At 57.2% G+C, this 13,014-nt stretch carries 11 protein-coding genes; 5 read left to right on the top strand and 6 right to left on the bottom strand.

Translation table 11 applies throughout. The features are described 5' to 3' along the window. Nucleotides 1–67: 67 nt before the first annotated feature. A complete protein-coding gene (locus WD429_RS14235) occupies nucleotides 68–2,041 on the top strand; it encodes a hypothetical protein (protein ID WP_368422845.1) in 1,974 nt (657 codons plus the stop codon). Nucleotides 2,042–2,301: 260 nt separating this feature from the next. On the opposite strand, the gene WD429_RS14230 is transcribed toward WD429_RS14235, so the two are convergent. After that, a complete protein-coding gene (locus tag WD429_RS14230; protein WP_368422844.1) occupies nucleotides 2,302–4,101 on the bottom strand; it encodes an SLC13 family permease in 1,800 nt (599 codons plus the stop codon). A 217-nt stretch (nucleotides 4,102–4,318) separates the two neighbouring features. On the opposite strand from WD429_RS14230, the gene WD429_RS14225 reads away from it, so the two are divergent. Then, on the top strand, nucleotides 4,319–5,701 hold the full coding sequence (locus tag WD429_RS14225) for a sigma 54-interacting transcriptional regulator (RefSeq protein ID WP_368422843.1): 1,383 nt from the start codon (nucleotides 4,319–4,321) through the stop codon (nucleotides 5,699–5,701). A 15-nt stretch (nucleotides 5,702–5,716) separates the two neighbouring features. Continuing rightward, entirely contained in the window at nucleotides 5,717–6,778 is a 1,062-nt protein-coding gene (locus tag WD429_RS14220; RefSeq protein WP_368422842.1) for a transporter, read from the top strand. 12 nt (nucleotides 6,779–6,790) lie between these two features. Here WD429_RS14220 and WD429_RS14215 read toward each other — a convergent pair whose 3' ends face one another. From WD429_RS14215 to WD429_RS14195, 5 genes are all read right to left on the bottom strand, one after another. Beyond that, nucleotides 6,791–7,279 carry a hypothetical protein gene (locus WD429_RS14215; protein WP_368422841.1) on the bottom strand — a complete coding sequence of 163 codons (489 nt, stop codon included), beginning with the start codon at nucleotides 7,277–7,279 and terminating at the stop codon, nucleotides 6,791–6,793. A gap of 4 nt (nucleotides 7,280–7,283) precedes the next feature. Continuing rightward, nucleotides 7,284–7,988 (bottom strand): C39 family peptidase, encoded by a 705-nt coding sequence (locus WD429_RS14210; RefSeq protein WP_368422840.1) that lies wholly within the window; start codon nucleotides 7,986–7,988, stop codon nucleotides 7,284–7,286. A gap of 12 nt (nucleotides 7,989–8,000) precedes the next feature. Beyond that, nucleotides 8,001–8,351: a hypothetical protein gene (locus WD429_RS14205; RefSeq protein WP_368422839.1), complete on the bottom strand. Its 351-nt coding sequence runs from the start codon at nucleotides 8,349–8,351 to the stop codon at nucleotides 8,001–8,003. A 55-nt stretch (nucleotides 8,352–8,406) separates the two neighbouring features. Further along, nucleotides 8,407–8,973, bottom strand: a complete 567-nt coding sequence (locus WD429_RS14200; RefSeq protein WP_368422838.1) for a hypothetical protein — start codon at nucleotides 8,971–8,973, stop codon at nucleotides 8,407–8,409. Nucleotides 8,974–9,347: 374 nt separating this feature from the next. Further along, on the bottom strand, nucleotides 9,348–10,940 hold the full coding sequence (locus WD429_RS14195) for an isocitrate lyase (protein ID WP_368422837.1): 1,593 nt from the start codon (nucleotides 10,938–10,940) through the stop codon (nucleotides 9,348–9,350). A gap of 234 nt (nucleotides 10,941–11,174) precedes the next feature. On the opposite strand from WD429_RS14195, the gene WD429_RS14190 reads away from it, so the two are divergent. Together WD429_RS14190 and WD429_RS14185 are read left to right on the top strand one after the other, a co-directional pair. After that, nucleotides 11,175–12,659, top strand: coding sequence for a DUF1538 domain-containing protein (locus WD429_RS14190; protein ID WP_368422836.1), 1,485 nt, complete (start codon nucleotides 11,175–11,177; stop codon nucleotides 12,657–12,659). Then, nucleotides 12,656–13,006: a transcriptional regulator gene (locus WD429_RS14185; protein ID WP_368422835.1), complete on the top strand. Its 351-nt coding sequence runs from the start codon at nucleotides 12,656–12,658 to the stop codon at nucleotides 13,004–13,006. Before WD429_RS14190 ends, WD429_RS14185 begins: the two co-directional genes overlap by 4 nt. Nucleotides 13,007–13,014: the final 8 nt, after the last annotated feature.

Genomic DNA, 13,014 nt, shown 5'->3' with positions numbered 1-13,014 from the left:
TCCGGCATTGCCTTCACTTGCCATAGTTTCCATGCGGAACAATATAAAAAGTGGAGGAGTTTTCCCAATGGTGTCTCTAAAAAAACTATCACTAGCCTCGGCAATTGCAGCCAGCGTAGCGCTGACAGGCTGCAGCAACTCATCTTCCAGCGGCTCAGGCGACGGCACGGAAGTCGGCGGTACCGTAAGCGCACCGGGCGGCCAGGTCGCAAGCTTCCGCGAACCCGGTTTGTTTGAAATCGCCTCGAATTTTCTGATATCGCCGGCAGCCGCCGCCATCAGTGGCCTGCAACCGGTTGAGGGTGCAGACGTAGAGCTGATTCGAGTGGACGACGATGGCAACCAGGTGGGTGACGTGCTGGCCACCGGCCGCACATCCGTTGATGGCACCTACACTCTGGCTCTGCCGGAAGGCGTCAACCTGGCGGGCAACCTGGTGGCGCGCATCACCGGTCCGAACGACGCCCAAATGCGCTCGCAAGTGGTGGAACAGGCAGTCGATATCGACCCTGCCTCGGAATTCATCTTGCAGAAATTTGTCGACAGCGATGCGTCACTGGAATCCCTCGAAGTCAACGATGTGGTGAAGATCAGAAACCGCGTGGACGAATTCGACCTGACTGCCTCACCAGACTTCCGGCTTGCCGAAATGCTGGCCGAGCTCGACAAAGTCGTCGGCGAAGACCTTGAGGCGCAGATTGCCCTGGCCACCGCCGAAGAAGGTGACGCCAGCACCATTGCCGGCAATTACCGTATCTCGTCCATGCTGTTTGGCCTACACGATTCCGACAATAACAGCAGCGGCACCTGGGACGTCGGCGTGTTTGGCGGAGACTTCGAGTTCACCGCCGGTGATGGCGGCAACGTGACCTTCAACCGCTCTTCAGAAGAAAGCTTCGACTCTCTGCTAACCGGCCCTGACCTGGCGAATAGCAGCCTGTGGGTAGAAAGAGAGATTGATAACGAGCAAGACCAGTTCCCGGGCACCTTCTCCAGCAACAATATACTCACGGTTGAAGGTGAATTCAGTGAAAGCCTGAACGACACCGAAGGCTTCCGTTCACCCGGAATCACCTACCGCCTCCAGAAAGCGCTGAACCACAAACTCTTCGTGTTGGCACCCAGCGAAACCGTGATTCGGTATGGTCTGACCGCCGAGGGTGACCTGGACCCGCAGAACAAGCTCGGTGACGAACTCCTCCAGTCGCTGGAAATATTTGCCGCTATGCCGGATCAGGATAGCGACATTCTTCTCGATGGAGACTTTGGCCGGGTGTACCTGGGCAGCCAGCAGACCCAGGGAGGCGATATTCGGTTGGAAGCCGAACAGAATGTGGTGACGTTCAGCGACGATGGAAGTACCGGAACCGCAGACGCCAGCGCGGGTGCGAAACAGGAACTGGTGCTTGATCCCGGCGGAGAAGCGACCTACAGCGAGTCCACAAGTACCGGCGATACCGACTTGGCCTACACCATCAGTGGCGATGGCGACATTGTCGAGATTGGCGACCCAGCCGACGGCTTTATCAACGATTCGCTGGACTTTATATCTATCATCTCAGGTGAGGAAGTCGATACCGATCCATTGACCTCGAGACTGGACAAAACCCTGATGGTGAGGCTGCCCAACAGCCAGCTCTCCATCGCGGACAAATCCTATCGCGTGTTGAGCGTTTATGCGCGCCTGGACGCGGGTGGCGATAATTCTGAAGCCATTCGCCTCGGCAGCCTGCGGTTCAACTCGTTCATCAACATGACTTCCGAAACCGAAGCCAACTTCGAGGGCAGTGTAATTCGGGTGGACCGTACCAGCTTCACCGGCCAGGTCAGCCGCGACTCCTTTGCCGACCCGTATGACGATATCACCGTCAGTGTGGGGCCCAATGGCGCAACCACCATCAGCTTCAACTACGATGAAGGTGTCTACCAACTGGACGGTTTCTTCAACGAAGACGCCAGCATCGGGGTTTTCAATAACCGGTACCTCGCCGGCGGAGATTCCGACCGCCTGGGCATGGCCATTCTGGTGGAAGTCGAGTAGTCATTAGTATCTGATAGCACCAACCGGCCCGACAACCCCGACCGGGTTTGTCGGGCCATCCACGTTAACCCGACCTGAAGCCCCCGCCCGGTTCAACTATACCCCTTAAACCTGACTTTTTGCCGCAAGGAGCGACATCTCCAACCAATGGACACCCTCGAAGGTGCTGTCAACAGGAATCACCGTCGGACTGGGGTTCAAGACCGCCGAAGCCGTGCAGGAAGCCATTCACCTGGGTCTGTACGACCCGCACAACTGACTTACCCCCAAACCAGCATAATCATCGGCACAGCCACCGCGGTCACCAGCATCGACATCGGCAAACCCAGCCGCCAATAGTCTCCGAACCGGTAACCCCCTGGCTCCATCACCAATGCGTTGGATTGATGGCCAATGGGCGTCAGAAAGGCACAGGACGCGCCCACCGCCACCGCCATCAACACCGCATCCGACGCCATACCCAGCTCCGAGGCCAGGCTCAGTGCAATCGGGGCGACCAGTATCGCGGCCGCAGCGTTGTTGACCACATTCGACAACAGCATGGTGCCAACCAAGACAATCGTCAGCACCAGGAACGGGGCCAGGCCATCGCTGATCGCCAGCATCTGCGCTGCGATCAGCTCCGCACCGCCTGTGGTTTCCAGGGCCTGCCCCACCGGTATCATTGCGGCCAGCAATACAATGACCGACCAGTCGATGGCCTTATAGGCCTCGGCAGTGTTGAGCAACCCGGTAAGCACCATGGCGACGGCACAGCCCACCAACGCCACCGGCGGTGCCAGCCAGCCGCCGATAATGGCGACAATAGCGCCGATGAACAGGCCGCCGGCCAGTACGGTTTTGCGCTCCCGACCCAGCCGCAAACCGCGCTCTGCCAGCGGCAGGCAGCCGAGATTCTGAAGCGCGCCACTCAACACCTCATCCTGCCCCTGGACCAGGAGAATATCCCCGGCCTGAAACCTCACATCGCCAATTCGTCGGTTCAGCCGATGGCCCTGCCGCGCAAGCGCCACAACGTTCAGACCTTGAGCCTCGCGCAGGTTCAGGCGATTGGCAGTTTGCCCGACCAGACTCGATTCCGGCGTAATGACAACCTCCGTCAGGCGGATATCGCCTTCATCGGAAGCGTCATCCGCCAACGCCTCTTCGCCGGCCACTTCCGCGTTGTCGTCAGGCGTGCTGTCCAGTTCGAGCCCAGTGTTATCGAGAAAGCTCTGAAGGCTGTCGGTATCGGCCTCCACCATCAGCACGTCGGCCTCCTTCAGAACCATGTAGGTGGAAGGCGCAAGCGATTTTTTATCGCCGCGAATCAATGCGAGCACCACTACGTCTTCTGTGCTGTCGGAACGGGTCAGCAGATTGTGAAGCGTGCCACCCGCGAAACCGGATTCCTGAGGTACCCGGAGTTCGGTAACATAGTCCCCGACGCTGAACAGCTTGCCGCCGTCATCGCTGTCCTGTCGTTGGGGCGTCAAGCGCCAACCCACCAAGGTAATGAACGCGATGCCAACCAGTGTGATCGCCCCGCCAACCGGGGCAAAGTCAAACAGGCCGAAACTGCCGCTTTCCCGATAACTGGCAATGATGATATTGGGCGGCGTGCCGATCAGCGTCATGGTGCCGCCCAGCAGCGATCCGAACGCCAGGGGCATCAACAGAAGCGATGGCGAACGGCCCGATTCCCGTGACATCCAAATCGCCACGGGCATCAACAGCGCCAGCGCACCCACGTTGTTGATAAAGCCCGAACACAACGCAACAACGGCGGTCAGCATCAACACCTGCAATGTCGGGCGGTGCCCTACCCGGCCCAGCAGCCGCGCAATATTGTCCACCACCCCGCCGTTGACCAGCCCCTGACTGATAACAAGCACTGCGGCCACGGTGACCACCGCCGGGTGGCCGAAGCCGGCAAACAGTTCATCCGACGGCACCAGGCCGGCGACGGCAATGGCCAGCAGCGCCAACATGGACACCACATCAAAGCGCAGTCGATTCCAGACAAAAAGCGCCAGTGTCGCGCCCAAAACCGCAAATACGATTCCCTGTTCCAGTGTCAACGCTACTCTCCCCGGCTCTGAGACTGGTCAGATTGCCTTCGATGCGAGACTTAGTAAAGATGCCAAGAGAAGCCTGGCCCAGTTGTCGGCAAAATTTACAGATTCGGCTCTCGTAGCTTCAACGCTCTTTTACAACTTGTTGAAAATGGCCACACCGCGCAAAATGGCACGCTACATGTATGGAAAAAACCGGACCGTTATCTCCGGGAGATCCGCCATGAAGGAACATCGACCGCTCGTTTGGCTGTCGGCGGCTAGCGTTAGCGAACAAAAGGACCCTCTGCTGTCTGACCAGTGGACTATCCATACGTTTGACATGACCGAAGCGCCGCCCTTTGCCCTCACGGGCGCAGGGAAAGCGAAGGTCGGCGTGTTGGATCTCAGCGTTTACCCCGACCAGGGCACGCCTTATCTCGATCAGTGGGTAGAGGCACTGCGGCTGTCACACTGGGTTGGCATACTGCCAGCCACGCCCCATGAAGACAGCCGGCTTGGCACGCTGATCTCCCGGCATTGCACGGACTACCACCACCTGCCTTTGGACCCCGAACGGCTGAACACCGTTCTTGGACATCTTTGGGGCATGGCGCAGCTGCATACACAAGCGGACTTTGAACCCCACGACAGTTATAAGGACGCAGCTCTGGAAGGCGGCTCCCAGGTCATTCGAGAGGCCCGGGCGATGTTGAGGCGGTTCGCCAGAACCAATGAGCCGGTTTTGATTTCCGGTGAGAGCGGCACCGGAAAAGACGCCGCCGCGATTTTCATTCACCGTCACTCCTCGCGCCGGACGCAGCCGTTCGTCACAGTCAACTGTGCCGCACTTCCACTGTCGCTGACCCAGAGTGAGCTGTTTGGTCACGAAAAAGGGGCCTTCACCCACGCGCTGAACAGCCGGCGCGGGCGACTGGAATCGGCAGACGGCGGCACACTCCTGCTCTCAGGCATTGATGAGCTGTATCCGGAACAACAATCCGCCATTCTTCGGTTTCTTCAGGAAGGACAGGTCGAACGGGTCGGTGGGAACCACCCACTTCAGGTCGATGTACGGGTGATTGCAACCAGCGCCAATCCTTTGAAAAATCTGGTCGAAAACGGCGAGTTCCGCAGTGATGTGTACTACCGCCTGGGCAGCCTGGAAGTGCACCTGCCCTCCTTGCGGGACCGGCCGGAAGACATTCCTGTTGTCGCCAACCATATTCTGGCGAGCACCCACACCGCTTTCGGGGCCCGCAAGCTGAGCACCCCGGCACTGCAGAGCCTGGCGCAATACAACTGGCCCGGTAACCTGCGGGAGCTACAGAACCGCCTGCGCCAGGCCATGCTGTTGAGTGAATCGGCGATGATTGAACCGGCAGACCTGGGGCTGGCCGAACTGGGTGCCACCATCCCGGGACAATCCGGCCTCAGCCTGGAGGCGTTTCGCGCCAGAGCCGATAAGCAGGCGCTCTCCTGCAGCCTGGCGCTCTCCCATCAGAATGTTTCCGCAGCCGCTCGAATCCTGAAGATTTCCCGGGTCTCCTTTTACCGGTTGATGGACAAATACGGCCCTCACCACCAACGATCATCAGGACACAGGTCACACAGGAACCACCCATAACAAGGAGCAGTATCCATGTATTATCGGCTAAAGCCCTTAATTCTCGCAGCCGTATTGCTGCCAACAACCACCAATGCTCAGGAACACTACGACGACTACGGAAAACCGGATAACGATACGTCGTCGGAGCAGGCAGACAAGGCCTCCGACATCGCGTCGATCACCTCAGACCGGGGCATCGTGACACGGCCCGGACGCTTCACCATCGAGCCCTCATTTTCTCACGCCCACAGTAATTCCACGGCGGTAGCCATCGAAGGCTATACCGTGATACCGGCGTTGCTGGTGGGGCTCATCAATATCTCGGAAATCCAGCGTGATGTCTTTGTTACCGCGCTGTCCCTGAAATACGGTTTTTCCAGCAAGCTGGAAGCGGCCATACGGATACCCTACCTCAACATCAATGAAGATCTTCGTGAGCGACAGGCCTTTCAGGGCACGCCCGTCGATACACAACGGGAATCCAGTGGCAGTGGCGTGGGCGACGTCGAACTCTCCGCACGATACCAGTTAAATGATGGCGTTGACGGTATGCCGTACGTCATCGGTGTCTTTCGGGTGAAGCCACCTACCGGCGATGGCCCCTACGATGTGGACCAACGGATAGTCGAGGATAACCAGGGCAATCCAATCGGTGTGGAGCTGAGAGACCGACCGACAGGCTCCGGCTTCTGGTCTTTCGAGCCGGGAGTCTCATTCATCTACCCCACGGATCCGGCTGTACTTTTCGGGAACCTGAGTTACGTCTACACCCTGAAAGAGGAACAAGGATTCGAAAACGGCGGCACAGTGAACCCCGGCGATGTGGTGCGGTTCGGTTTCGGGATGGGGTTCGCATTCAACGACAGAACATCATTCAGCCTGGGGTACGATCACTCGGTCATTCGCAAGACCAATTTTGAGCGGGACAATGATCTCTTCGGTGCCAATTTTGACCGCATCCAAGTCGGCTCCCTCTCCTTTGGTCTGTCCCAGCGTTTGGGGCCGAGCACCAGCCTGAGCCTGACCGTCAGTGTTGGGGTAACCGAAAATGCGCCGAGCAGTGAAATAACCATGAAGCTGCCCATCAGCCTCTGATGGGCAGGGAACCTAGCGACCCGGAAACTGTGTCAGGTGCTCGTTCAGACGGGCCGGAACCTGGTAGCCGCCGCCGATATTATTCAGTTCAATATTGAGCTTCTGGACATTCTGGATCACGGTGCCATCAAGGTTGTTCTGAACCAGCGTCATCCAGCCAGAGGTGTTCCCCAGATTTCCGGATACCAGTGTCCCCGCTCTCTGATCTGGCCTGGACACCTGCAGCACTGTCTCAAGGTGATGGTCAATACCCCGACCATTCACCACCTGATTAAGGTTGGGAATGTTCAAGCGGTTAACCACCATGGTGTCGCCATTCACTGACACAATCTGCTCAAGCCCGATGGCAATTTCCAGGTTATCAAATACAAACCCGCCCCGCAGTTCCGCCAGTTCCGGGTCTTCCAGGGGCACGGCTTGCACGTTAAATTCGGCCGCAACAGGCCGGCATAACACCGATCCCGCCAGGACCCACATCACCAGACCAGTTCGATAGACCATGATGTCACCACTCCCTTGATGAGGGCCAGTACGGCAATGTGTGCCCCAGTGAAGGTCCGCCCTGCCCTTTGTGCAAGGGAGCCCTGGCAACCTGGGGCCAGTTACCATCGCCGAGGAACGATTGTCGCCCCTGCTGCAGATGGTTTCGAATCACAAAAGCGGTTCCGTCCCAATAACGTTCGAACTGCCGGTAGGTATAGACTTTCAACCCGCGAGCAGGGTCACCGACCAGAACTTCATCGTCACTGATACCCTTGATCACCACAAAATGTCGAAAGCCGTCCAGGTTCAACAATACAATCATCGGCAGCTGCACCTGCTCTTTAAGCCCTGCCAGCGGCAGTCGGAAACCGTCGGCCTGATAGCCTTTCGAGGCGAGGAACCGTTTCATATCCAGCATCGAAAACCCTTCCCTGCGCACTTTCTCCTCGTCGGCAAGCGCCAACATATCACCGAAAACTTCCTGCTCTGTCAGGTCGTGTTGGTAATGATAGGAAAGCAAAGAAGCCAGTGCTGCAGAACCGCAACTGAAGTCATACTGCTGACGCATCACACTGTCGAACCGCTTTTCCTGATAGCTGGTTACGCCAAGCTGAAGGTCACCGCCAATGCCAGGTATCGTCACCGAACCGGCTAAAGCGGTGGACCACAGCAGCCCTGCACCCGTGCATATTGCAGCAAGTTGGGCAGCAAGATTGCGCACGGCCATGGTCCACCTCCTTCAGTGGTTGATTTGAATGTTAATCTGGGTGGTGTCCTGAATCACCACCTGGTTACCGGTATTCTGGATCACCGTGGCAATACCGCTCATGTTGTCAAACGCATGGCCAGAGAGAATGTTATCGCCCGTCACCACATTGCCTGACAGCACGTTGTCGGACACATTGGCATTCTGCTCGCTGTCATTGATCTGCCACTGCAAGGGCACACCTTGCCGGCCGCTGGCATCCGCCAACTGATCCGCCGAAAGCGGTTCAACCATCAGCCACTCATCGGCCAACGCCTGAAATCCCACACCCAAACCCAATATCAACACGCCAGCGCTCAGCGTCCTTCTGATGATATTACCCATGCCTGTTCTCCCGGGTAATCAGGCCGCACCCTCTCCGGGGTGCGGCCAGCTACCATCAGTTACCGCCGGTGCTCAGGTTCGACATAACATTCACATTCGCCTGGGTCACGCTGCCTACACCCGCGTTCTGCGCGAACGCCCCGACACCAGTGAAGTTGGCGGAGCCACCATCAATCTTGTTGGACGAAGATGCCATGGCTTCACCACCTTTTTCAGCACTGCCATAAGTGACATTCACGTCACTGACGGTGCCACTCAGGTCGGCGTCATTGAGGAAGGTTTCAACCGTCAGGTTCAACGTCGCTGTGCTGTTGTCAGCGTTATAGGAATCCTTGGCAGAACTGTCCGAGTTGTCGGAGCTGTTGTTACCGCTGTCAGCGATATCAAGGTTGGTGCTGCGGTTTGAATTATCCGTGGAGTTGTCGTTGCCGCTGTCAGCAACATCCACATGGGTGGAATTGTCCGAATTGTTATTGAGGTTATCGGTCACATTGGCAGCAAGACCGCCATCGTCAGCGTTGGTGTTCGGGCTGCCATCTCCTCCCTGGTCGGCCCATGCCATTCCAGACAGGCCAAGTCCCATAGCGACAGCGATTGCTAGCATGCTTTTTTTGGTTTCCATGATCAAGCTTCCTTATCAATTGTTTTGGCTTCAAAGCGGCCCGCCCCCACTGCCTGACATCAGTCAATCCATGGTTCAGACCCGCTCGGTAACAGGAGCGATTTCCGTGCCAGCTTTCTTGAGAAAACCACAAGCCACTGTATTTAAATATTTTTTATCTTAATTGGAAAGGAAAAGCGAAGATGGTTAGGCTGGCTCACTGTTACATTTTTGAAACAGATTTTCCGGGGGTTTTGTGCGGTGCTGGCTTTTATGTCTCTATATCAGACACATACTGAAAACCATAAGTGTTAAAAAACAAAACCCCGCACAAGGCGGGGTTTTGCGATTCAGGCAGGGCGTTGGCCTTGCCTGATGAACAACCAACCGTTCGATTAACCGAACTGGTTCATCGTGTTGTCCTTACCACCGGCCTTCAGCGCGGCATCACCAGCGAAGAATTCCTTGTGGTCGTCACCGATGTTGGAACCGGCCATGTCCTGGTGCCGCACGGTCGCGATACCCTGACGGATCTCTTTACGCTGTACACCGGCCACATACGCCAGCATGCCTTCGTCACCGAAGTAACCTTTAGCCAGGTTGTCGGTAGACAGAGCCGCCGTGTGGTAAGTCGGCAGAGTGATCAGGTGGTGGAAGATACCGGCTTCACGAGCGCCATCGCGCTGGAAGTTGGCAGTCCACTCATCAGCCAGCTTGCCAAGGTCAGTGTCGTCGTACTTGGCGGCCATCAGGTCCGCACGCTCGTATGCAGACACGTCCTTGCCTTCGTCCTTCCAGGCGTCGAATACCTGCTGACGGAAGTTCAGGGTCCAGTTGAACGACGGGCTGTTGTTGTAGACCAGCTTAGCGTCGGGCACCACTTCCTTGATGCGGTTAACCATGGCTGCGATCTGGCCAACGTGGGGCTTCTCGGTTTCGATCCACAGCAGGTCAGCGCCGTTCTGCAAGCTGGTGATGCAGTCCAGAATCACACGGTCTTCGCCGGTGTCGGGCTTGAACTGGAACAGACCGGAAGCCAGACGCTTCGGGCGAACCAGCTGACCTTTCTGCTTGATCACAACGTCGCCGTTGTTGATGTCTTCGGCTTTCTCGATCACTTCACCGTCGATGAAGCTGTTGTACTGGTCGCCCAGATCGCCCGGCTCTTCCGTTACGGCGATCTTCTGGGTCAGGCCCGCGCCCAGTGAGTCAGTACGGGCAACAATAACACCGTCATCAACGCCCAGCTCAAGGAACGCCAGACGAACAGCGTTGATCTTGGACAGGAAGTCGGCGTGAGGAACGGTCACTTTACCGTCCTGGTGACCACACTGCTTCTCGTCAGACACCTGGTTTTCGATCTGGATGCAGCAGGCACCGGCTTCGATCATCTGCTTGGCCAGCAGGTAGGTCGCTTCGGCGTTGCCGAAACCGGCGTCGATGTCGGCAATGATCGGCACAACGTGCGTTTCGTGGGCATCGACCTGCTTGATCAGTTCTTCCGCCCTGGCGTTGTCACCGGCATTTTCGGCTTCTTCCAGGGCGCGGAACAGGTGGTTCAGTTCCCATGAGTCGGCCTGACGCAGGAAGGTGTACAGCTCTTCGATCAGACCGGATACGGCGGTCTTCTCGTGCATGGACTGGTCCGGCAGCGGGCCGAACTCGGAACGCAGGGCAGCTACCATCCAGCCAGACAGGTACAGGTAACGACGCTTGGTGCTACCGAAGTGCTTCTTGATGGACAGCATCTTCTGCTGACCGATGAAGCCGTGCCAGCAACCCAGGGACTGGGTGTACTGGGAGGTGTCGTTGTCGTAGTTCGCCATGTCTTCGCGCATGATTTTCGCGGTGTACTTGGCAATATCCAGACCGGTCTTGAATTTGTTCTGGGCGCGCATGCGAGCTGCGTGCTTCGGATTGATGGCGTTCCAGGTCGGGTTTTGCTTCAGAATGGAAGCAATGGCGTCAACGTCTTTTGCGTATGGCATGATCTCAGTCCTGTACTCTGGGTGTGAGGTTTGAGGTGCTCTTCAACAGAAGCAGCAAGGCTGCTCCGGTGAGCCGGCGATCCGATCAAAATTTGGTCAGACAGCCAGCGATGGACGCTACTTTAGTGCCTTTGATTTTATAATTGAAATTTATATTATCTATTCTCATCATTTTTCTGGTGAATGTTAGGCGTATCGAAAACAGAAACGGACGAATAACAGACGGAGGTTTGGGTGTTCTACTTGCAGACCTTTGGTCGCTCCCTGCTGCACGCATTGAAGAACCTGCTTCCTATCGTGGCGGTGGTGGCTTTCTTCCAGCTCATCGTTCTTCGCCAGGTGCCGGACAATACCCTGAGCATGGTTGTTGGTTTGCTGGTGGTTGCGATAGGCGTCGCACTGTTCCTGCAAGGCCTTGAGCTGAGCATCTTCCCGGTGGGCAAAAGCCTTTCAAATCAGTTTGCCCGGCGCGGCTCGGTGCCCATATTGCTGGCCTTCGGGTTCGCCATGGGATTTTCGGCGGTGATCGCAGAGCCGGCCCTGATTGCCGTCACGCAGCAGGCTCAGGACATCAGTCAGGGACGTATTGATGCGCTGACTTTGCGCCTGCTGGTGGCGTTTTCCGTAGGTACCGTGGTGGCGCTGGGGGTGTTCCGGACCATTTTCGGATACCCCCTGCACTGGTTCATGATTATCGGCTATATCACGGTGGTGATTGTCACCTGGTTTGCGCCGCCGGAAATCGTTGGGCTGGCCTATGACTCCGGCGGGGTCACCACCAACATCGTCACCGTTCCGCTGATTGCCGCTCTGGGCATTGGCCTCGCCGCTTCCATTCGCGGGCGCAATCCGCTGACGGACGGCTTCGGGCTGGTGGCGCTGGCGGTGATGGTGCCGATGGTCACGGTCCAGCTTTACGGCATTCTGGTGTATTCCGGCGGAGCCACCGAGGCAGACCTCCGGCCGACCGTGGAAGGCACCACACAGGCTCCGTCCCTGCTGGCTATGGTGCTGGATCTGGCGGAGATGGTGCGTGATGTGCTCCCCATCATTATCACCATCCTGTTCTTTCAGTATGTGGTGCTGAAGCGCGGGCTGAGCAATCCACGAAAGATTCTGTTCGGCTTTGGTCTGGTCATTCTCGGCTTGTACGCGTTTGTGGTGGGCCTGAAAATGGGGCTGTTTCCGATCGGCACCAGCATGGCAGAACAGCTGATGGCGATGGAGGGGTACGTCTACGTTTATCTGTTCGCCTTCATGATCGGCTTTGCCACTACCATGGCCGAACCGGCGCTGCTGGCCATCGGCCAACAGGCGGAAGAGGCCGCTGGCGGTACGATTAACGGCAACGCCATCCGCTTGCTGGTAGCCGCTGGCGTGGCCGTGGGCATCACCGTTGGCGTTCACCGGATCATTTCCGGTGATTCGATTCATCACTACATCATGGCCGGATACACGCTCGTGATTGTGTTAACCGCCATCGCGCCTCGCTATATCGTGGCCCTGGCCTATGACCTGGGCGGGGTGACCACATCAGAGGTCACCGTCCCGCTGGTAACCGCCCTGGGTATTGGCCTGGCCACCAGCATCGAGGGGCGCAACGTCTTGATCGACGGCTTCGGGCTGATTGCCTTTGCGTCGATTTTCCCTATTGTTACGGTGATGTCCTACGCCATCGTGATAGAGACTCTTTCAGCCCGCAGGAAGGTAAGCCCATGAAATTTTCCGCACTGGTGGCCATTGTGCCCGAAGACCTCGAACAAACATGCATCGACACCGCCCGGGATCGGGGTGCGGGCGGCATCACGGTGCTGTCGGGCCGTGGCATCAGCAATACCTCGAAGAAGACGTTTTTCGGCCTCACCTACGACGGCAGCCAAAGCGTCCTGCTGGTGATCCTGGAAAAAGGGCTCTCCCTGGAGGTTCTGCGGAGCATCCAGAAAATCATCATGCCCGACAACGAAGATTCCCAGGGCCTGGTGTTTACCCTGCCGCTGGAGCATCTGGGAGGCATCGATATGTCACAGGTGGAAAAGTTTGAACAACACCTGAAAGATTCACTCTAAGCGGAGAG

Source organism: Marinobacter sp. (genome assembly GCF_040904845.1).
Lineage (GTDB): Bacteria > Pseudomonadota > Gammaproteobacteria > Pseudomonadales > Oleiphilaceae > Marinobacter.
The sequence above is the reverse complement of the archived record's forward strand: the minus strand, read 5'-3'. Positions and strand labels throughout refer to the sequence as shown.

Excerpts from the sequence above, each read along its gene's own strand:
- WD429_RS14225 (WP_368422843.1), top strand. The coding sequence starts at position 4,319 with ATGAAGGAACATCGACCGCTCGTTTGGCTGTCGGCGGCTAGCGTTAGC.
- WD429_RS14235 (WP_368422845.1), top strand. The coding sequence starts at position 68 with ATGGTGTCTCTAAAAAAACTATCACTAGCCTCGGCAATTGCAGCCAGC.
- WD429_RS14200 (WP_368422838.1), bottom strand. The coding sequence starts at position 8,973 with ATGGAAACCAAAAAAAGCATGCTAGCAATCGCTGTCGCTATGGGACTT.
- WD429_RS14210 (WP_368422840.1), bottom strand. The coding sequence starts at position 7,988 with ATGGCCGTGCGCAATCTTGCTGCCCAACTTGCTGCAATATGCACGGGT.
- WD429_RS14220 (WP_368422842.1), top strand. The coding sequence starts at position 5,717 with ATGTATTATCGGCTAAAGCCCTTAATTCTCGCAGCCGTATTGCTGCCA.
- WD429_RS14215 (WP_368422841.1), bottom strand. The coding sequence starts at position 7,279 with ATGGTCTATCGAACTGGTCTGGTGATGTGGGTCCTGGCGGGATCGGTG.
- WD429_RS14205 (WP_368422839.1), bottom strand. The coding sequence starts at position 8,351 with ATGGGTAATATCATCAGAAGGACGCTGAGCGCTGGCGTGTTGATATTG.
- WD429_RS14185 (WP_368422835.1), top strand. The coding sequence starts at position 12,656 with ATGAAATTTTCCGCACTGGTGGCCATTGTGCCCGAAGACCTCGAACAA.
- WD429_RS14195 (WP_368422837.1), bottom strand. The coding sequence starts at position 10,940 with ATGCCATACGCAAAAGACGTTGACGCCATTGCTTCCATTCTGAAGCAA.